At 66.2% G+C, this 18,891-nt stretch carries 17 protein-coding genes and 1 tRNA gene; 10 read left to right on the top strand and 8 right to left on the bottom strand.

Annotated features, from left to right (window positions below; translation table 11 throughout):
- Nucleotides 1-2 precede the first annotated feature (2 nt).
- The 4 genes from V7778_RS10115 to crtB are packed head-to-tail and all read left to right on the top strand — an operon-like array spanning nucleotide 3 to nucleotide 4,945.
- The gene (locus tag V7778_RS10115) at nucleotides 3-1,316 is read left to right on the top strand and encodes a glycosyltransferase (RefSeq protein WP_335554736.1); all 1,314 of its coding nucleotides are present in this window, start codon (nucleotides 3-5) and stop codon (nucleotides 1,314-1,316) included.
- Complete coding sequence (crtY, locus tag V7778_RS10110) at nucleotides 1,309-2,493, top strand: lycopene beta-cyclase CrtY (protein WP_335554733.1); 1,185 nt, start codon at nucleotides 1,309-1,311, stop codon at nucleotides 2,491-2,493. Before V7778_RS10115 ends, crtY begins: the two co-directional genes overlap by 8 nt.
- The gene (locus V7778_RS10105) at nucleotides 2,490-3,980 is read left to right on the top strand and encodes a phytoene desaturase (protein WP_335554730.1); all 1,491 of its coding nucleotides are present in this window, start codon (nucleotides 2,490-2,492) and stop codon (nucleotides 3,978-3,980) included. Before crtY ends, V7778_RS10105 begins: the two co-directional genes overlap by 4 nt.
- Complete coding sequence (crtB, locus tag V7778_RS10100; RefSeq protein ID WP_335554727.1) at nucleotides 3,977-4,945, top strand: 15-cis-phytoene synthase CrtB; 969 nt, start codon at nucleotides 3,977-3,979, stop codon at nucleotides 4,943-4,945. Before V7778_RS10105 ends, crtB begins: the two co-directional genes overlap by 4 nt.
- Here crtB and V7778_RS10095 read toward each other — a convergent pair.
- A complete protein-coding gene (locus V7778_RS10095) occupies nucleotides 4,839-5,351 on the bottom strand; it encodes a sterol desaturase family protein (RefSeq protein ID WP_335554725.1) in 513 nt (170 codons plus the stop codon). The genes crtB and V7778_RS10095 overlap by 107 nt on opposite strands.
- A gap of 144 nt (nucleotides 5,352-5,495) precedes the next feature.
- Here V7778_RS10095 and V7778_RS10090 point away from each other — a divergent pair, with 144 nt between their 5' ends.
- Nucleotides 5,496-5,912 (top strand): DUF2141 domain-containing protein, encoded by a 417-nt coding sequence (locus V7778_RS10090; RefSeq protein WP_335554722.1) that lies wholly within the window; start codon nucleotides 5,496-5,498, stop codon nucleotides 5,910-5,912.
- Here V7778_RS10090 and V7778_RS10085 read toward each other — a convergent pair.
- Complete coding sequence (locus tag V7778_RS10085) at nucleotides 5,899-6,804, bottom strand: alpha/beta fold hydrolase (RefSeq protein WP_335554720.1); 906 nt, start codon at nucleotides 6,802-6,804, stop codon at nucleotides 5,899-5,901. The genes V7778_RS10090 and V7778_RS10085 overlap by 14 nt on opposite strands.
- 197 nt (nucleotides 6,805-7,001) lie before the next feature.
- Between V7778_RS10085 and V7778_RS10080 the strand changes: the two genes are divergently transcribed.
- Nucleotides 7,002-10,088, top strand: coding sequence for a PAS domain-containing protein (locus V7778_RS10080; protein WP_335554717.1), 3,087 nt, complete (start codon nucleotides 7,002-7,004; stop codon nucleotides 10,086-10,088).
- A gap of 15 nt (nucleotides 10,089-10,103) precedes the next feature.
- On the opposite strand, the gene V7778_RS10075 is transcribed toward V7778_RS10080, so the two are convergent.
- Nucleotides 10,104-10,658, bottom strand: coding sequence for a flavodoxin family protein (locus tag V7778_RS10075; protein WP_335554714.1), 555 nt, complete (start codon nucleotides 10,656-10,658; stop codon nucleotides 10,104-10,106).
- A gap of 17 nt (nucleotides 10,659-10,675) precedes the next feature.
- Nucleotides 10,676-10,897: a tautomerase family protein gene (locus V7778_RS10070; protein WP_335554711.1), complete on the bottom strand. Its 222-nt coding sequence runs from the start codon at nucleotides 10,895-10,897 to the stop codon at nucleotides 10,676-10,678.
- A gap of 323 nt (nucleotides 10,898-11,220) precedes the next feature.
- Between V7778_RS10070 and V7778_RS10065 the strand changes: the two genes are divergently transcribed.
- The 3 genes from V7778_RS10065 to V7778_RS10055 all read left to right on the top strand — a co-directional run bounded on the left by V7778_RS10065 (nucleotide 11,221) and on the right by V7778_RS10055 (nucleotide 13,819).
- Nucleotides 11,221-12,237 (top strand): LLM class oxidoreductase, encoded by a 1,017-nt coding sequence (locus V7778_RS10065; RefSeq protein ID WP_335554710.1) that lies wholly within the window; start codon nucleotides 11,221-11,223, stop codon nucleotides 12,235-12,237.
- 149 nt (nucleotides 12,238-12,386) lie between these two features.
- Nucleotides 12,387-13,130, top strand: a complete 744-nt coding sequence (locus V7778_RS10060; protein WP_335554707.1) for an SDR family NAD(P)-dependent oxidoreductase — start codon at nucleotides 12,387-12,389, stop codon at nucleotides 13,128-13,130.
- Nucleotides 13,131-13,153: 23 nt separating this feature from the next.
- Entirely contained in the window at nucleotides 13,154-13,819 is a 666-nt protein-coding gene (locus V7778_RS10055) for a DsbA family protein (RefSeq protein WP_335554705.1), read from the top strand.
- A 55-nt stretch (nucleotides 13,820-13,874) separates the two neighbouring features.
- On the opposite strand, the gene V7778_RS10050 is transcribed toward V7778_RS10055, so the two are convergent.
- The 3 genes from V7778_RS10050 to V7778_RS10040 form a co-directional block, all read right to left on the bottom strand.
- Nucleotides 13,875-14,996, bottom strand: a complete 1,122-nt coding sequence (locus V7778_RS10050; protein WP_335554701.1) for a sensor histidine kinase — start codon at nucleotides 14,994-14,996, stop codon at nucleotides 13,875-13,877.
- 683 nt (nucleotides 14,997-15,679) lie between these two features.
- Nucleotides 15,680-15,770 (bottom strand) — tRNA-Ser (locus tag V7778_RS10045).
- 79 nt (nucleotides 15,771-15,849) lie between these two features.
- A complete protein-coding gene (locus V7778_RS10040) occupies nucleotides 15,850-16,176 on the bottom strand; it encodes a helix-turn-helix domain-containing protein (RefSeq protein WP_335554698.1) in 327 nt (108 codons plus the stop codon).
- 79 nt (nucleotides 16,177-16,255) lie between these two features.
- Here V7778_RS10040 and V7778_RS10035 point away from each other — a divergent pair, with 79 nt between their 5' ends.
- Nucleotides 16,256-16,621 carry a VOC family protein gene (locus tag V7778_RS10035; protein WP_335554696.1) on the top strand — a complete coding sequence of 122 codons (366 nt, stop codon included), beginning with the start codon at nucleotides 16,256-16,258 and terminating at the stop codon, nucleotides 16,619-16,621.
- A gap of 149 nt (nucleotides 16,622-16,770) precedes the next feature.
- On the opposite strand, the gene acs is transcribed toward V7778_RS10035, so the two are convergent.
- Nucleotides 16,771-18,768 (bottom strand): acetate--CoA ligase, encoded by a 1,998-nt coding sequence (acs, locus tag V7778_RS10030; RefSeq protein ID WP_335554693.1) that lies wholly within the window; start codon nucleotides 18,766-18,768, stop codon nucleotides 16,771-16,773.
- Nucleotides 18,769-18,891: the final 123 nt, after the last annotated feature.

Below are 18,891 nucleotides of genomic sequence, written 5' to 3'. Positions count from 1 at the left end.
GCATGGCGCACTTCGCCGTCGTCACGCCCGCCTTCTACAGCCATGTCGGCGCCATGGCGGCGCTCGCCGTCGAGCTGGTCGAGCGCGGGCACCGGGTCACCTTCCTGCACCGGCCGGACGCCGCCCAATGGATACCCGACGCGCGCATCGGCTTCCATGCGGTAGGCGCGGCAACGCATCCGCCGGGTTCGGTGGCGGCAGCGCTGCGCCGCGCCGCCAATCCAGGCGGGCCGCTGGGCCTGCGCCGCGTGATCTTCGACATGGCCGACGCCACCACCATGCTGTGCCGCGAGCTGCCGGCGGCGCTGGAATTCCTGCGCGTCGACGCCGTGCTGGCAGACCAGATGGAAGCGGCCGGTGGCCTGGTGGCCGAAGCGCTCGGCCTGCCCTTCGTTTCGGTGGCCTGTGCGCTGCCGGTCAACCGCGAGCCGGCCGTTCCATTGCCCGTGATGCCCTTCGCCTACGGTACGAGCGAGCGCCACCTCAAGATGGTCGAGGGCAGCACCCGGGTCTATGACTGGATGATGGGCCCGCACCGGCGCGCCATCGCCGCCCAGGCCCGCCGCTTCGGGCTGGGCGAACGCGACAACCTGCACCATTTCCTGTCGCCGCTGGCCCAGCTCAGCCAGACCACCTCCGCCTTCGACTTCCCGCGCCGTGGCCTGCCCGCGCACTTCCACCACGTGGGGCCGCTGCGTTTCACCTGCCGGGCCAACATCAACGCCGGCGCCGCGCACCGCGACTATTTCCTGCCCCAGGTGGCGAATGACCGGCCTTTCATCTTCGCCTCGCTCGGCAGCATGCAGGGCTCGCGCTTCCGCCTTTTCCGGCGCATCGTGCGCGCCTGCCGCGATCTCGACGTGCAGCTTCTGGTGGCCCATTGCGGCGGCCTGGATGCGCACCAGGAGCAGGTGCTCAAGGGCGAAGGCGCGACCTGGGTCTGCGCCTTCGCGCAACAGGAAGCGGTGCTGGCGCGCGCCGACGCCGTCGTGTCGCATGCCGGCGTGAACACGGTGATGGACGCGATCGCGGCGCGCACGCCGATGCTGGCGCTGCCGATCGCTTTCGACCACCCCGGCATGGCGGCCAGGGTGGTACACGCGGAAATCGGCCTGCGCATGTCGCCACGCCTTGCGAGCGCGGCATCCATCGGCGCTGGCGTGCGCCGGCTGCTGGACGAACCGGAATTCCGCCGCCGCATCGAGCCGCTGGCCGAGAACCTGGCGCAAGCGGGCGGCACCCCGCGCGCCGCCGACATCGTCGAGCGCGCACTGCAGCTGCGGCGCGCACCGGACAGCGTGGCCTGCCTTGGATAAGCCTTACGACCTGATCCTGGTGGGCGGCGGCCTGGCCAACGGCCTGATCGCCTGGCGCCTGCTGGCGCGGCAGCCGGGCTTGCGCATTCTGCTGCTGGAGCAGGCGAATGATATCGGCGGCAACCATACCTGGTCTTTCCACGACGGCGACCTCGATCCCGGCCAGCGCCAGTGGATCGCGCCGCTCGTCTCCGCCCGATGGCCGCGCTACGAAGTCGTGTTCCCGCTCTATGCGCGCACCATCGACGGCGGCTACGCCAGCATCGCCTCGCAGGACTTCGCACGCGTGATCGCGCCCGCGCTGGGCGAGTCGCTGCGCCTGGACACGCGCATCGACAGCCTGGATCCCACCAGCGTGCGCCTGGCGGGCGGCCAGACGCTGCCCGCGCGCGCCGTCATCGACGGACGCGGTATGCGCGCCAGCAGCCGCCTGGCGCTGGGCTACCAGACCTTCCTCGGGCAGGAAGTGCGCCTGGCCTGGCCGCACGGCCTGAAGGCGCCGATCCTGATGGACGCCAGCGTCGAGCAGCAGGGCGGCTACCGTTTCGTTTACGTGCTGCCCTTCGGCCCGGACCGGGTGCTGATCGAGGACACCCATTACGTCGACACCCGGCGCACGGAGCCCGAGCGCCTGCGCGCCAACATCGCCGCCTATGCCCGCCAGCGGGAATGGGAAATCACGGAGGTCCTGCGCGAGGAACAGGGCTCGCTGCCCATCGTGCTGGCCGGCGACTTCGACCGGTTCTGGGACGACCTGCAGGGCCAGCCCTGCTCCGGCCTGCGCGCGGGCCTGTTCCATTCCACCACCGGGTATTCGCTGCCGCACGCGGTGCGGCTGGCCGAGCGCATCGCCGCCCTGCCGGACTTCGACGCGCCCCGGCTGTTCGCGGTCATCCGCGACGAGGCGCGCCGGGAATGGCAGCGCCAGCGCTTCTTCCGCATGCTCAACCGCATGCTGTTCCTGGCCGGCAGCCCGGACCATCGCTGGCGCGTGATGCAGCGCTTCTACCGCCTGCCGGCGCCGCTGATCGCCCGCTTCTACGCCGGCCGCCCCAGCCTCGGGGACAAGGCGCGCCTGTTGTCGGGCAAGCCGCCGGTGCCGCTGCTGCAGGCCTTGTCGGCCGCCTGCAAGATCCACCCCCGTCACATCGCCACGCACATCGGAAACCAAGAATGAACGCCACCAAGAAAGCCGTCGTCATCGGCGCCGGGTTCGGCGGCCTGGCCCTCGCCATCCGCCTGCAGGCTAGAGGCGTGCAGACCACCCTGCTGGAAAAGCGCGACAAGCCGGGCGGACGCGCCTATGTCTACGAAGACCAGGGCTTCGTGTTCGACGCCGGCCCCACCGTCATCACCGATCCATCGGCCATCGAAGAGCTGTTCGCGCTGGCCGGCAAGCGCATGGACGACTACGTCGAGATGCTGGAAGTGGCGCCCTTCTACCGCCTGTGCTGGGAAGACGGCAGCCACTTCGACTACGCCAACGACCAGGAGGCGCTCGACCGCCAGATCCACGCCCGCAACCCGGCCGACGTAGCGGGCTACCACCGCTTCCTGGCCTATTCCAAGGCCGTGTTCGAAGAAGGTTATATCAAGCTGGGCGCCGTGCCTTTCCTGTCCTTCCGCGACATGATCCAGGCCGGGCCCCAGCTGGCGCGCCTGCAGGCCTGGCGCAGCGTGTACGGCATCGCGTCGCGCTTCATCCAGGACGAGCACCTGCGCCAGGCCTTTTCCTTCCATTCGCTGCTGGTGGGCGGCAACCCCTTCGCCACCTCGTCGATCTATACCCTGATCCACGCCCTGGAACGGCGCTGGGGCGTGTGGTTCCCGCGCGGCGGCACCGGCGCGCTGGTGCGCGGCCTGGTGCGCCTGTTCGAGGACCTGGGCGGGCGCATCGAACTGAACGCGCCGGTGGCGCGCATCGAGACGGCCGGCGACCGGGTGAATGGCGTGCGGCTGGAAGACGGCCGCCTGTTCGCCGCCGACGCCGTGGCTTCGAATGCCGACGTGGTGCACACCTACGGATCGCTGCTGGACCAGCACCCGCGCGGCAGCCTTGAAGCAGCCAGCCTGCGCAAGAAGCGTTTCAGCAACTCCCTGTTCGTGCTCTATTTCGGACTGGACCACCACCACAAGCAGCTGCAGCACCACACGGTGTGCTTCGGGCCGCGCTACCGCGAGCTGATCAAGGACATCTTCCACGGCGACACCCTGGCCGAGGACTTCTCGCTCTACCTGCACGCGCCCTGCGTCACCGATCCCTCGCTGGCCCCGCCCGGCTGCGGCAGCCACTACGTGCTGGCGCCGGTGCCGCACCTGGGCAATGCGCCGATCGACTGGGAAGTCGAGGGTCCGCTGTACCGCGACCGCATCTTCGACTACCTGGAGCGGCGCTACATGCCGGGCCTGCGCAGCCAGCTGGTCACCAGCCGCATCTTCACACCGCTCGACTTCCGCGACCAGCTCAACGCCCACCTGGGCTCGGCCTTCTCGCTGGAGCCGATCCTGACCCAGAGCGCCTGGTTCCGCCCGCACAACCGCGACGCCCACCTGCCCAACCTCTACCTGGTGGGCGCCGGCACCCACCCCGGGGCGGGGGTACCGGGGGTGATCGGCTCGGCCAAGGCCACCGCGGGCCTGATGCTGGACGAGGTGGCGCCATGAGCGAAGCCCTGCTCGACCACGCCACCCAGACCATCGCGGTCGGCTCCAAGAGTTTCGCGGCGGCCGCCAGGCTGTTCGATCCCGCCACGCGGCGCAGCGTCCTGATGCTCTACGCCTGGTGCCGCCATTGCGACGACGTGGTCGACGGCCAGGAACTGGGCTTCGGCGCCGCCGCTAGGGCGCACGACGCGCGGCGCCAGCTCGAGGAACTGGTCGAGCAGACCCGCCGCGCCTACCGGGGCGAGCCCATGCGCGACCCGGCCTTCGCCGCCTTCCAGGAAGTGGCGCTGCGCCACGCCATGCCGCCGCGCTTCGCCTTCGACCACCTGGCCGGCTTCGCGATGGACGTCGAGGGCGCGCGCTACGAGACCATCGACGACACCCTGCGCTACTGCTACCACGTGGCGGGGGTGGTCGGGCTGATGATGGCTTCGATCATGGGTGTGAAGGACGCCGCGGTGCTGGACCGCGCCTGCGACCTGGGCCTGGCCTTCCAGCTGACGAACATCGCGCGCGACATCGTCGAGGATGCGGAAAACGGCCGCTGCTACCTGCCGGCGCAATGGCTGCTTGATGCCGGCATTCCACCGGACGAACTGGCGCTGCCGCGGCACCGCGCGGCGCTGGCGCGGGTGGCCGCGCGCCTGGTCGACCATGCCGAGCCGTATTACGACTCGGCCAGCGTGGGCGTGGGCGCCCTGCCCCTGCGCTCGGCCTGGGCCATCGCCAGCGCCCGCAATGTCTACCGCCAGATCGGCATCGAGGTGAAACGGCGCGGCGCCCGCGCCTGGGACACGCGCTGCGGCACCTCGAAGGCGGAGAAACTGTGGCTGCTGGGGAAAGGCGGCGTGGCTGCGCTCAGTTCACGTCTTCGCGCCGCGCCGGTGCGTCCGGAGAACTTGTGGCGGCGGCCGGGCGCGGCGCACGCAGCGGGCCTGGATGCCGCGCTTGCAGTTGACGCTTGAGTTGCTCGACCGGCGGGGCGTACAGGAAGCCGAAGGACACGGCGCCCTCCTTGCCCTCGACCGCATGGTGCATGCGGTGCGCCTGGTACAGCCGCTTGAGGTAGCCGCGCTTCGGCACGTAACGGAAAGGCCAGCGGCGGTGCACCAGGCCGTCGTGGGCGACGAAGTACAGGAAGCCATAGGCGGTCATGCCGGCGCCGATCCATTCGAGCGGATGGGCGCCTTCGGTGCCGAACCAGATCAGGGCAATGGCGACACCCGCGAAGACCACGGCGTACAGGTCGTTCTTCTCGAACCAGCCGGTGCGCGGCGCATGATGCGAACGGTGCCATCCCCAGCCGAAACCGTGCATGATGTACTTGTGCGCGACAATGGAAAACAGCTCCATGAACACGACGGTAAGCACGACAATGAAGGCATTCCACAACATGTTCAGGCAACCGGATCGGCAAGGAAGGGAAGCTCACAGCCTACCATACCGGTCCCGGCGCACGCTTCGTACGGGCGCCTGCGCATGACAAACACGGTTCAACATCTCGACAGGACTCTCATGACCCGATTTTCCAGGCCGCTGCTGGCCGCCGTCCTCCTCCTGCCTGCCGCCGCGTCGGTCGCCGCGACCCTTGAAGTGCGCGTCTCGAACGTCGCCGCCGGCAAGGGCACGGTCAACGTGGCGGTGTGCGACAAGGAACGCTTCCTGAAGCAATGCCTCTACAGCGCCTCGGCGCCCGCCTCCGCCGCCGAGACCATCGTGCGCATCGAGGGCGTGCCGCCCGGGACCTGGGCGGTGCTGGCCTACCAGGACGTCAACGAGAACAAGGAACTGGACCGCAACGTGCTCGGCATCCCGAAGGAGAACTACGGGTTCAGCCGGGATGCGCGGGGCAGTTTCGGTCCGCCCGGCTTCGAGGCGGCGGCGATCCAGGTGAACGGCGACATGGCGACCGCCGCGATCAAGCTGCGCTAGAAGCGAGGAGGAATGGCAAGGCGTGCTCCAGCAAGGCCTGCGGCGCCTCCTCCGGAATATAGTGACCACACGGCAGGGCTTCGCCCCTTACATCGTCGGCAAGCAGGCGCCATTCCTTCAGCGGGTCGAAGCAGCGGTGCACCACGCCCTGTGCGCCCCACAGCACCAGCAGCGGCATCCCCAGCCGCTTGCCCGCGTCGCGATCGAGGCGGTCGTGCTCCAGGTCGATGCCGGCCGAGGCGCGGTAGTCCTCGCAGATGCCGTGGGCGGTGCCGGGCAGCGCCAGGCAGCGCCGGTACTCCGCCAGGGCGCGCGGATCGAAAGGCGCCAGGCCGCTGCTGCGCCGGCCCATCACGTCCGTGACGTAGGCGGCCGGATCGGCCTCGATCAGGCGTTCGGGCAGCGGCGCCGGCTGGATCAGGAAGAACCAGTGCCAGTAGGCGCGGGCGAAGGCTTCGCCCGTCTGTTCGTACATGGCGAGGGTCGGCGCGATGTCGAGCAGCACCATCCGCTCGACCGCCGCCGGGTGGTCGAGGGCGAGACGGTGGGCGACGCGGGCGCCGCGGTCGTGGGCCAGCACGCCGAAGCGCCCGAAGCCGAGCCGCCGCATGACCGCCAGCATGTCGGCCGCCATGCTGCGCTTGCTGTAGTTGCCGTGGTCGCTCTCGCCCGCGGGCTTGGACGAATCGCCATAGCCGCGCAGGTCGCAGGCGACCACCGTGAAATGCCGGGCCAGCGCCGGCGCCACGCGATGCCAGATGGCATGGGTCTGCGGGTGGCCGTGCAGGAGCAGGAGCGGCGCGCCGGCGCCGCCGATCACGGCCTGGATGCTCACGCCCGGGCTGGTCTCGAAGCGCTCGGTGCGGAATTCTGGAAACAGGGTGCTGGTCATACGCTCACTTCCCGACTTGTCGTTATTGGTATCCATGCTGCACAGCAATTCGCATCAAGCTGTCGCAAAAGAACCGTCATGTTCATGCGAACGAGGCATACTTAGGTCGTCAGCCAGGGGCTGGAACAGCAGCCATCATACCGTGCGGCCTGAAGGACTGTTCAGTCTGTCCTGCGGGCGTCGAGGAGAACGTTCGGATGGACAATTCTGACCAGGCGCACAGCTTGCCGGACTTCGAACTGGTATTCCAGGGCACGCCCATGCCCTACCTGCTCTTGCGCCCCGACCTGCACATTGTCGCCGTCAACGACGCCTACCTGCAGGCAACCCGCACCACCCGCCAGCACCTGCTCGGCCTGCACATCTTCGCAGCCTTCCCCGACAATCCGGCGGACCCGACAGCCACTGGCGTGAGCAACCTGCGCGCCTCGCTCGACTGGGTGCTGGCGCACAAGGCGCCGCACCGCATGGCCATCCAGAAGTACGACATTCCCGTCCGCGATTCGCCGCACGGGGAGTTCGTCGAGAAATACTGGTGCCCGCTGAATACGCCCGTGCTCTCGGCCGGCGGCGCGCTGCTCTATATCATCCACCAGGTGGAGGACGTCACCGAGCAGACCCTGAAACAGCAAGCGGCCGAGGCGGGCGAGGCGCGCTTCCGGCAGATCGCCGACGCCATGCCGCAGATCGTCTGGTCGGCCCTGCCGGACGGCTACCACGATTACTTCAACCAGCAGTGGTACGACTTCGTCGGCGTGCCCGAAGGCAGCACCGCCGGCGAGGCCTGGAGCGCCCTCTTCCATCCGGACGACATGAAGGAAGCCTGGGTGCGCTGGGCGCACAGCCTCAAAACCGGCGCGCCCTACGAGGTCGAGTACCGGCTGCTGCACCATTCCGGCCAGTACCGCTGGGTGCTCGGGCGCGCCCTGCCGGTGCGCAGCGCGGCCGGCGACATCGTGCGCTGGATGGGCACCTGCACCGACATCCATGACTGGAAAGTCATCCAGGCCAAGCTCGAGGACATGCAGTACCGGCTCGAGGCCGCCCTGAGCGCCGCCGAGATCGGCACCTGGACCTGGAACATGCGCGAAGACCGGGTCTATGCCGACCGCAACCTCACCCGCCTGTTCGAAGTGACGGAAGAAGAAGCCAACGGCGGACCGATCGGGGCCTACCTGAACCACATCCATCCCGACGACGTCGAGTCGGTCCGGAAGGACGTGGCGGACGTGCTCGAGAGCGGCGAATTCTACGAGAGCTTCTATCGCCTGGTCCGCGCCGACGGCAGCGTGCGCCACATCCACGCGCGCGGCAAGGTCTATCACAACGCCGAGGGAAAGCCGACCTGGCTGCCCGGCGTGGCGCTGGACATCACCCAGCAGAAACTGGCGGAAGCGGCGCGCTCGCGGACCGAGTCGAAGTTCCGGGCGATTGCCGAATCGAACGCGATCGGCATCGTCCAGTACGGCAGGGACGGCGGCCTGATCGAGCCGAACGAGGCCTTCCTCGCCATGCTCGGCCGGAGCAGCCAGGACTTTTCGAACGACAGCGTCACCTGGGACAAGCTCACGGATGCTTCCCCCGAATTCCAACAGGGGTGGGCGGAACTCTGCAGCAAAGGCCTGGTCGAACCTTTCGAGACGGAGTTTTGCCGGCCCGACGGATCGCGCCTGCCGGTGTACATCGGCGCTGCCAATTTCGACCGCACCGATTGCGAAGGCATCGCCTACGTGCTCGACGTCAGCGCGGCGAAGAAGGCCCAGCTGGCGGTGGCGGAAAGCGAAGCCAAGTTCCGCACCCTGGCCGAGAACATTCCGCAACTGGCCTGGATGGCGGCGCCCGACGGCGCCATCTTCTGGTTCAACAACCGCTGGCTGGCCTACACCGGCAAGACCCTGGACGAGATGCGCGAATGGGGCTGGGAGACGGTGCACCACCCGGACCACGTCGAGCGGGTGAAAGCGAAGTACGTCGACGCCATCGTCACGCGGCAGGTGGTGTGGGAAGATACTTTCCCCTTGCGCGATGCCGCCGGCAACTACCACTGGTTCCTGTCGCGGGCGGTGCCGATCCGCCGCGCGGATGGAGACATCCTGCACTGGCTGGGCACGAATACCGACGTCACCGTGCAGCGCGAGGCCGAGGCGGCGCTGGAACAGGCGAACCGGCGCAAGGACGATTTCCTCGCCATGCTGGCGCACGAGCTGCGCAATCCGCTGGCGCCGATCAGCACGGCGGCCCAGCTGCTCAAGCTGCCCGGACAGGGCGAAGCGGTGGTCAGGCGCGCCAGCGAGATGATCGGGCGCCAGGTGAAGCACCTGACGGAGCTGGTGGACGATTTGCTCGACGTGTCGCGGGTCACGCGCGGCCTGGTGTCGATCGACAAGCGCGAGGTCGACATCAAGCAGGTGATCGGCAGTGCGGTCGAACAATCGTCGCCGGTGATCGAATCGCGCCAGCACACACTGACCATGCGGCTGGCGTCGGCGCATCCGTTCGTCCTGGGCGACACCACCCGGCTGGTGCAGGTGCTGACCAACCTGCTGAACAACGCGGCCAAGTACACGCCGCAGGGCGGAGAGATTCGGCTGACGATGGAGATCCACGCGGCGCAGGTGTCGCTTTGCGTGAGCGACAACGGCATCGGCATGGATGCGGCGCTGCTGCCGACTGTGTTCGACCTGTTCACGCAGGCGGAACGCACGCCGGACCGCTCCCAGGGCGGCCTGGGGCTGGGCCTGGCCCTGGTCAAGAGCATCGTCCAGCTGCATGGCGGGGAAGTGACGGCGCAGAGCGAGGGTCCGGGCAAGGGGAGCTGCTTCACGGTGCTGCTGCCCTTGCTGGAGAAACGGCGGGCGGCGGACCTGGTTGCCGGTCAGGGCGACGCGGGCGAAGCGGCGCCGCTGCGCATCCTGCTCGTGGACGACAACCAGGACGCGGCGCAGTCACTGGCGGCGGTGCTGCAATCCTACGGCCATGCCGTCACGGTGAGTGCGGATGCCCATGAGGCGCTGGCACAGGCGCACGAGGCGCCGCCGGATGTGTTCTTGCTGGATATCGGGTTGCCGGACATGGATGGCTACGAGCTGTCGCGGCGGCTGCATGCGTCGCCGGAAAGCCGGAACGCCACCTACGTGGCGGTGACCGGCTATGGGCAGGCGCACGACAAGGTGCTGGCCAAGGCGGCCGGCTTCGACCACTATTTCGTCAAACCGGTGGATTTGCCGGCCCTGCGGGACGTGCTGGCGGCGAATGGCGGGGGCAGGCACGTCGCCCACCACTGAGCGCCTGGCAGCGCCTCATGCCAGGCGTTCCGCCGCCTGGCGCACCCGTTGGCCGAAGAGCAACGCGGTACGCATATCGCCCGGCACCATCTCCTCCACCGATGCGTTGGACGGGGTGGCGGTCGCGAGGCCGGCGAAGGACGACAGGTAGTTCACGTCGTCGCGCTGCGCTTCCTTGGCGTTGCTCGGCATCATGCCCGTGCCGACCCACACCATGCCGTGCTGCTGGGCCAGGGTGAACATGGTGTACAGCGTGGTCTGCTTGTCGCCCGCCACCGAGGCGGAGTTGGTGAACGCCGCGCCCAGCTTGTCCTTCCAGCCCTGGGCCGCCCATACCTTCGAGGACTGGTCGGCGAACTTCTTGAACTGCCAGCTGACGTTGCCCATGTAGGTCGGCGTGCCGAACACGATGGCGTCGGCGCCGGCCAGCTGCTCCCACCCGCCTTCCGGCAGGTTGCCTTCCGCATCGATGGCGAGCAAGGCGCCGCGGCTGCCCTCCGCGACCGCTTCGGCGACCCGGCGGGTATGGCCGTAGCCGCTATGGAAAACGATGACGATGGATTTGCGCATGATGGTTTCTCCCTGGTTCAAGTCGTGCGCTTGGCGGCCGCCTCGCGCTGGCGGCGCTTGGTGACGGCTTCGCCCCCATGGCCCCAGTTGTCGGTATGGACTTCGTCGATCACGACGAAGGTGCTTTCCGGGTCCTTGTTCAGGACATTCACCATCAGGTCGGTCGCGCCGGCGATCATGGCTTCCTTCTGCGCCTTGGTGACGCCTTCGTCGGTCACCTGGATGAGGATGTAGGGCATGTTGCTCTCCTTGTTGGGTTGTCTGTCGGCACCTGCATCGTCGAGGCAGCGCGCCGTCCATGGACCGAACTATAGGAAGCCTGGAGCCGCAGAAAAAGATGAAGTGGAGCAAGACAATCAATACATCATGTAATGAATCGTTTCTCTCCCGTGCATGGGGGCGCATCCGCGGAGTCCTGCCGATGCGAACGCCCGAGCGCATTCGCAACACCATGGAACAGGTTTTTTGCGGTCCGGCCGGCTACTCAGGCCGGGCCGGCTCCACTACATTGGTCTCGTTCCCCTCGTTCCGCCATCTTTGCCAATGAAGAAGGAGTATTGTCATGACGCCCCTGGCTCCAGCCTCCTCCCCGGTCGACAAGCCGTCGCCGAGCGACGCCGGACTTGCCCACCACCCCGGTTTCCAGCGCCTGTTCCGGCCTGGCGAACTGACGGTCGGCCTGATCCTGCCTTTGGAAACCCATCCGCGCCGCCCTGCGCCGACCATGGCCGGCCACCTGCAGATGGCCAGGCGCGCCGAACAGCTCGGCTTTGGCGCGCTGTGGATGCGGGATGTGCCGTTCTACGACCCGGCCTATGGCGACGTGGGCCAGGTCTACGAGCCCATGGTCTACATGGCCTATCTGGCGGCGGCGACCACGAGCATCGTGCTTGGCACGGCCGGCATCGTGCTGCCGACCCGTGAACCGCTGATCCTGGCGAAGCAGGCGACTTCTCTCGACCAGCTCAGCGGCGGACGTCTCGTCCTCGGTCTGTCCTCCGGCGACAGGACCAGCGACTACCCAATGTTCGGTATCGACTTCGCCAGCCGCGGCGAGCGCTACCGGGAAGCCCATGGCGTGCTTCGTTCCGTGACCGAGGAGCGCTTCCCGGTCTATGCGTCCGAGCATTTCGGCCGTGCCGGCGGCTCCCTCGAACTGGTGCCGCGGCCCGCGTTCGGGCGCATTCCGTCGATCGCGGTCGGCCGGTCGCAGCAATCGCTCGCGTGGCTGGCCAGCCATCTCGACGGCCACCTGGCATTCGTTCCCACGCCGGAAGACCTTGCGCCGCTGGCCCGGCTGTGGCGTACGGAAGTGGCGCTTGCCGCGGGCGAAGCGGCGTTCAAGCCCCTCGGCATCGGCGGCTTCTTCGACCTGAGCGACGATCCGGACGAACCCTTCCAGCGTATCCACGGCGGCTTCCGTGCAGGGCGGAACGGCTTGCGCGACTACCTGCTGCTGGCGCGCGAGGCCGGCGTGTCGCACATGGCCCTGAATCCGAAAGTGAGCCGCCAGCCCTACGCGGAAATCATGGACCAGCTCAGCGAATCCGTGCTGCCGGTCTTTCCCGCGCTCGCCTGAACTCCCTCCCCCGGCAGGGTGTTCGGCCGTGACTCATTACATGATGTATCAATTCTATTGAGCCAGCCCCCATTTATCGCTTTCGTACGCAAAAGTATAGTTTCTCCACCGCAGCAAGATCGCTGCATGGCCCCCTGAAGGAGAAACGAATGAGCACACAAGCAAAGACCGCCATCGTCACCGGCGCATCCAGCGGCATCGGTTTCGCCATTGCCCAGGCCTACCTGGCGCGCGGCTACAACGTCGTCGGCAACGCCCGCACCGGAGCCCGCCTGCAGGCTGCAGCGGCCCAGCTCGGCAACCCGGCCAATTTCGTCGGGGTGGCCGGCGACATCGCCGATCCGGCCACGAGCAATGCCTTGTTCGAGCGTGCCATCGCGCGCTTCGGCCAGGTCGACATCCTGGTCAACAACGCCGGCATCTTCATTGCCAAGCCGGTGGTTGACTACACCGAGGAGGATGTCGACGCGATCATCGCCACCAACCTCAAGGGCTTCTTCTACCCATCGCAGCGCGCGGCCGAACACATGGCCGCACGCAAGCAGGGCCAGATCATCAACATCACGGCAAGCGTCGCGATGCAGCCCAATGCCAAGGTGCCGGCGCTGCTCCCGGTCCTCATCAAGGGCGGCCTGAACCAGGCGACCCGCGCACTGGCGCTGGAGCTCGCAGCCGCCAACGTGAAGGTCAATGCCGTCGCCCCGGGCATCATCGACACGCCCCTGCACGGCGACGTCGAGGGCGCGCGCGCCTTCCTGAATTCGCTGGCGCCGACCGGCACCACCGGCGCGACCCGGGACGTGGTCGACGCGGTGATGTACCTGAGCGACGCCGGCTTCACGACTGGCGTCGTATTGCCCGTCGACGGCGGCGCCACCACCGGCGTCTGGTAAGCACCGGATACAAGGAGAACGACATGAAACTGATCTATGCCGGCGACCCGATGTGTTCCTGGTGCTATGGCTTCGGCAAGGAACTGAGCGCCCTGATGGCCCTGCATCCCGGCCTGCGACTGGACATCGTCGTGGGCGGCGTGCGCGCAGGGGCCACCGACATCCTCGACGATGCCGGGAAGGCCTTCCGTCTTGGCCACTGGGAACGCGTGGAGGCCAACAGCGGCCTGCCCTTCAACCGCGAAGCATTCGTGGCGCGGGAGAACTTTGTATATGACACCGAACCGGTGTGCCGCGCGGTCGTCGCCGCCCGCGAGATCGCTCCGCAGGCGGACCTGCTGGCCGTGTTCCGCACGCTGCAGTCGGCTTTCTATGCGGAGGGCCGCGATACCACCGATGGCCGCGTGCTGGCGCACGTGGTGGCGGAGGCGCTCGGCGCACAGGGCGTCCTTTGCGACGCCGACCATGTGCATGAGGTCTGGATCGCGCCGGGTACGATGGCCGAGACCCGGTCTGACTTCCGGGTTGTCCGTACGCTCGGTGTACGCAGTTTCCCGGCCCTGCTGCTGGAAGTGGATGGACAGGTCCAGGAAGTCAGTCCGGGCTACGCCCAGGTTGCGGTGCTCGACCATCACCTGCGCAGCCTGCTAGCCCAGGTTCATCAGCGGCAGAACGCCTGGCTGGCGTGAACTGACGAAGGACATGTCCTTGTAAAGGATGCCGCGACCTCTGATGATTCCACTACTACCGCGGAACATCCACGGTGAATACGGTGCCGGTCTCGACGCCTGACTGCACGTGGATGTCCCCTCCATGGGCAACGGCGATCTGCTTCGCGATGAATAGTCCAAGCCCCAGGCTGCTTCGGGGCCTGGCATCTCCTTCCTGCTTTGGTAGCTGTACAAGCGAGCTGAACAGCGTAGGCAGGGCGTCCTCTGGAATCACCGAGCCCTCGTTTCGCACCTTGAATACCACACGATCGTTTTCGCCCACCACATCAATGATGATTGGCTTCCCAGGCGCGCCATATTGCGCGGCATTGTTGGCGAGATTCGTCAGCAACTGCTGGAGTCGCGGCTGATCGAATTCCCCGATCAACTCACCAGAAGCGTGCAACTCGAACGCGGCATTGGGGTGCGAGGCATTGGCGTCTTCGATAGCCCACTGGGACATCTCCAAAAGATCGCAGTGTTTGCGCTGGATCTGGATACCGTCGCCTAGCTGCGTACTGGCCAAGCCTAGGAGATCGTTGACCATGCCGTTCATGCTCGCGGCACTACGCTTGACCCGGATCCCAATCTGCTGAACCCGGTCGTCGAACGCGCCAGGGCGCGACAGATACGAGCCGGCTGTCAAGGTCGCAGCAAGCGGACTACGCAGATCATGCCCGAGGATTGCCAGGAACATTTCGCGCGTTTCGTTCAGCCTGTCCGAATAGGCAACTGCTGCCTCGGCGAGGGATTGGTCGATCGCTTCGTTGAACCGCGTGATGTCCTGGGCACTGTCCACCGACACGTCCACACATTCTGCTCGCCAAAGCTTCAGGACGCTGGCCCTCAAGGCCCGGTACTCGGCAATCAACTGGAGGAGCGTGAAACCGCTCGCATAACGTAGCCGCCCGTGGATTGACGAAGCGCTTTCACTGCGTGCAGTTCGAGTGGCCAGGCCCTGGGATTTGGCGTGCCTCTCCTGCTCAGACTCCGCTGTTTCAATGTCTTCCGCGACAAACTCAAGGATTTGCCTGGCATGATCCCGCAGGTCCTCGCTGGACATCTTGTCGGCAACCGCACCAAATGTCGCAGCGAACGCCTCCCATTCAACGAGGATTCGTTCCAGGTTTTGGGAGATAAAGATCGAAATGTTCATAGCTCAGTAGCGGAGTCCAGGACTTGGACAACTCATCCGCGGCCAGTTGGTTGGTGTGAGCAAGAATACAACACATGCGTGAGTAGCGTCTTGCGAGCAGTGCGTAGGCAATTACACGATCAGCCACGGCGACCTGGACGTGGGAATCGGTGCTAGAACGAACCTTGCATGTGAGCACCCGGGTCGTCTGCTCGATACTGGAGCGGGGATTCGCCTACATCCTGCAGGCCGCCCTTGCGCGAGTACGCGCAAAGCTTCGAATTCCCCGCGCAAGGCGCGCAGGCGCCTTGCTTCTCTCCTCCATGAAACAAATAAAAAATGGCCACCCGAGGGTGGCCATTTTCCATTTGTATTCCTGGCGGAGAGAGGGGGATTCGCCTACATGCCGCAGGCCGCCCTTGCGCGAGTACGCGCAAGGCTTCGAATTCCCCGCGCAAGGCGCGCAGGCGCCATGCTTCTCTCCTCCATGAAACAAATAAAAAATGGCCACCCGAGGGTGGCCATTTTCCATTTGTATTCCTGCGGAGAGAGGGGGATTCGCCTACATGCCGCAGGCCGCCCTTGCGCGAGTACGCGCAAGGCTTCGAATTCCCCGCGCAAGGCGCGCAGGCGCCTTGCTTCTCTCCTCCATGAAACAAATAAAAAATGGCCATCCGAGGGTGGCCATTTTCCATTTGTATTCCTGGCGGAGAGAGGGGGATTCGAACCCCCGATAGGCTATGAACCTATACACGCTTTCCAGGCGTGCGACTTAAACCACTCATCCATCTCTCCTGATGGGTTTTCGTGGGTGTCCCACGAAGCCCCCTATTATAGCAAGGATTTCCAGCTCGACAAGGGTGTTCGGCCAAACTCATGCGGACGGGCCGGCCGGCCAGCGCCGGCGCCAGGGGCGCAGGACGTGGCGCACGGGGTTGACCTGGGTGCCGACCTCCTCCTCGCCGATCAGGCCGCGGCGCTTCAGGTGGCGCAGCGCCACCTGGACGGCGGATTTCGACAGGCCGGTCTTGACGGCGATGGTCTGCAGGCTGGCCGGTACCTGGTCGCGGCCGAGGGCGTGGGCGCTATGCAGCAGGTAGAGGTAGACCAAGAAAGCGGCCGGGCGACGGTCGTGGCCGACCAGGTCGGGCATCAGGACCTCGAAGACGTAGGCGTCCATTTCTGACTGGCGGGTAGTCATGGATACTATAGTTTTTAAAATTACGCAGGCGGAGATGGTGCCACGACAATGCTGGCTCATGCAACCAGGAAAAGCGTCCATGATTACTCAACTTAAATTCGTCAGTATCCCGGTCGCGGACCAGGACCGCGCCCTTGCCTTCTATACCGAGAAGCTGGGCTTCGATATCGCGACCGATCAGCCGATGGGGCCGGGCAAGCGGTGGATCGAGCTGCGCCTTGCGAACTCGGGCACGCGGGTGGTGCTGTTCACCATGGATGGGCAGGAGGATCGGATCGGGACCCGTTTCAATGGGGCGTTTGCCTGCGATAACGTGGAGGCGACCTATCGGCAGTTGAGCGGGCGTGGGGTGGAGTTATTGGAGCCGCCGACGGTGCAGCCGTGGGGGTCGTTTGCCAAGTTCCGGGATTCGGAGGGAAATACGTTTGTGTTGTCGTCGGGGTGAGCATTGATAGCCGGCGACGGCGATAAGAACGCGTGACGAAGCATAGGCCGGTTGGACGCGCCGGCGGCGGAGCCGCCAACCCTACAAAAATGCCCGCGCCTCTTGACGAGGGAGCGGGCATTTTTTCGCCGGTTACGGCTTACGGAAGCTTAGGCGCTTTCCTTCAGCTGCTCCAGGATGGCCGGGTTTTCCAGGGTCGAGACGTCCTGGGTGATGGCCTCGCCCTTGGCCAGCACGCGCAGCAGGCGGCGCATGATCTTGCCGGAGCGGGTCTTGGGCAGGTTGTCGCCGAAACGGATTTCCTTCGGCTTGGCGATCGGGCCGATCTCCTTCGCCACCCAGTTGCGCAGCTCGGTCGCCAGTTTCTTGGCTTCCTCGCCGCTCGGGCGCGCCTGCTTCAGCACCACGAAGGCGCAGATCGATTCGCCGGTGGTCTCGTCCGGCTTGCCCACCACCGCGGCTTCGGCCACGATCGGGTTCGCCACCAGGGCCGATTCGATCTCCATCGTGCCCATGCGGTGGCCGGAGACGTTCAGCACATCGTCGATGCGGCCGGTGATCGTGAAGTAACCGGTGTCCTTGTTGCGGATCGCGCCGTCGCCGGCCAGGTAGTATTTGCCACCCAGTTCCTCAGGGAAGTAGCTGGTGCGGAAGCGGTCGGGGTTGTTCCAGATGGTGCGGATCATCGACGGCCACGGACGCTTGACGACCAGGATGCCGCCCTGCCCGTTCGGCACGTCGGCGCCGGCTTCGTCCACGATGGCCGCCATGATGCCCGGCAGCGGCAGGGTGCAGGAACCCGGCACCATCGGGGTCGCGCCCGGCAGCGGAGTGATCATGTGGCCGCCGGTCTCGGTCTGCCAGAAGGTGTCGACGATCGGGCAGCGCTCGCCGCCGACATTCTTGTAGTACCACATCCAGGCTTCCGGGTTGATCGGCTCGCCGACCGAACCCAGCAGGCGCAGGCTGGACAGGTCGTAGTTCTTCGGGTGCACCTTGGCGTCCACGTCCGAGGCCTTGATCAGCGAACGGATGGCGGTCGGGGCGGTGTAGAAGATCGAGACCTTGTGCTTGGCGATGGTTTCCCAGAAGCGGCCGGCGTTCGGGAAGGTCGGTACGCCCTCGAACACGATCTGGGTCGCGCCCACGGCCAGCGGGCCATAGGCGATGTAGCTGTGGCCAGTCACCCAGCCGATGTCGGCGGTGCACCAGTAGACGTCGTCCGGCTTGATGTCGAAGGTCCATTTCATCGTCATCGCGGCCCACAGCAGGTAGCCGCCGGTGGCGTGCTGCACGCCCTTCGGTGTGCCGGTCGAGCCCGAGGTGTAGAGGATGAACAGCGGGTGCTCGGCGTCGACCCATTCCGGCTCGCATTCGGCGCTTTGGCCCTCGACCAGCTCGTGCAGCCAGATGTCGCGGCCTTCCTTGAAGGCGATGTTGCCGCCGGTGCGCTTGTAGACGATGACGTCCTTGATGGTGTCGCAGCCGCCCAGGGCCAGGGCTTCGTCGACGATGGCCTTCAGGGGCAGCGCCTTGCCGCCGCGCTGCTGCTCGTCGGCGGTAATGACGGCCACGGCGCCGGCGTCGATGATGCGCTCCTGCAGCGACTTGGCCGAGAAGCCGCCGAACACCACCGAGTGGGTGGCGCCGATGCGGGCGCAGGCCTGCATCGCGGTCACGCCTTCGATCGACATCGACATGTAGATGACGACGCGGTCGCCCTTCTTGATGCCGCGCGACTTCAGCGCGTTGGCGAACTTGCAGGTGCGCTCGTACAGCTCGCGGTAGCTGGCCTTGGTCACGGTGCCGTCGTCCGCCTCGAAAATGATGGCGGTCTTGTCGGCGTTGCCGCTCTTGAGGTTGCGGTCCAGGCAGTTGTACGAGGCGTTCAGCTGGCCGTCGTTAAACCATTGATAGAAAGGCGCGTTCGATTCGTCGAGGACGCTGGTGAAGGGCTTGTGCCACTCGATATGCTCGCGGCCCTGGCGGCCCCAGAAGCCTTCGTAGTCGCTGGCCGCCTCGGCGCACAGCCTGTCGTAGTCGGCCATTCCCTTGACCGCCGCCTTGTCGGCGAAGGCGGCCGGCGGCGGGAACACGCGGTTTTCCTGCAGCGTGAATTCTTCGTGACTCGTCTCTTTCTCAGCCATGCCAGTCTCCATAGTTAGTAGTAAGTTTTATCAGACACCTTAGGGGTGCTCGCTTACTGAGCCCTTACAGGCTTTTTGCTCCACCCGGGATTCTACCAACCCTTGTTGCAAACAGTTCAAGTA

This window comes from Massilia sp. DD77 (assembly GCF_036961685.1).
Taxonomy (GTDB): domain Bacteria; phylum Pseudomonadota; class Gammaproteobacteria; order Burkholderiales; family Burkholderiaceae_D; genus Telluria.
The sequence above is the reverse complement of the archived record's forward strand: the minus strand, read 5'-3'. Positions and strand labels throughout refer to the sequence as shown.

Excerpts from the sequence above, each read along its gene's own strand:
- V7778_RS10115 (WP_335554736.1), top strand. The coding sequence starts at position 3 with ATGGCGCACTTCGCCGTCGTCACGCCCGCCTTCTACAGCCATGTCGGC.
- V7778_RS10105 (WP_335554730.1), top strand. The coding sequence starts at position 2,490 with ATGAACGCCACCAAGAAAGCCGTCGTCATCGGCGCCGGGTTCGGCGGC.
- crtB (WP_335554727.1), top strand. The coding sequence starts at position 3,977 with ATGAGCGAAGCCCTGCTCGACCACGCCACCCAGACCATCGCGGTCGGC.
- V7778_RS10090 (WP_335554722.1), top strand. The coding sequence starts at position 5,496 with ATGACCCGATTTTCCAGGCCGCTGCTGGCCGCCGTCCTCCTCCTGCCT.
- V7778_RS10085 (WP_335554720.1), bottom strand. The coding sequence starts at position 6,804 with ATGACCAGCACCCTGTTTCCAGAATTCCGCACCGAGCGCTTCGAGACC.
- V7778_RS10080 (WP_335554717.1), top strand. The coding sequence starts at position 7,002 with ATGGACAATTCTGACCAGGCGCACAGCTTGCCGGACTTCGAACTGGTA.
- V7778_RS10075 (WP_335554714.1), bottom strand. The coding sequence starts at position 10,658 with ATGCGCAAATCCATCGTCATCGTTTTCCATAGCGGCTACGGCCATACC.
- V7778_RS10070 (WP_335554711.1), bottom strand. The coding sequence starts at position 10,897 with ATGCCCTACATCCTCATCCAGGTGACCGACGAAGGCGTCACCAAGGCG.
- V7778_RS10065 (WP_335554710.1), top strand. The coding sequence starts at position 11,221 with ATGACGCCCCTGGCTCCAGCCTCCTCCCCGGTCGACAAGCCGTCGCCG.
- V7778_RS10060 (WP_335554707.1), top strand. The coding sequence starts at position 12,387 with ATGAGCACACAAGCAAAGACCGCCATCGTCACCGGCGCATCCAGCGGC.
- V7778_RS10055 (WP_335554705.1), top strand. The coding sequence starts at position 13,154 with ATGAAACTGATCTATGCCGGCGACCCGATGTGTTCCTGGTGCTATGGC.
- V7778_RS10050 (WP_335554701.1), bottom strand. The coding sequence starts at position 14,996 with ATGAACATTTCGATCTTTATCTCCCAAAACCTGGAACGAATCCTCGTT.
- V7778_RS10040 (WP_335554698.1), bottom strand. The coding sequence starts at position 16,176 with ATGACTACCCGCCAGTCAGAAATGGACGCCTACGTCTTCGAGGTCCTG.
- V7778_RS10035 (WP_335554696.1), top strand. The coding sequence starts at position 16,256 with ATGATTACTCAACTTAAATTCGTCAGTATCCCGGTCGCGGACCAGGAC.
- acs (WP_335554693.1), bottom strand. The coding sequence starts at position 18,768 with ATGGCTGAGAAAGAGACGAGTCACGAAGAATTCACGCTGCAGGAAAAC.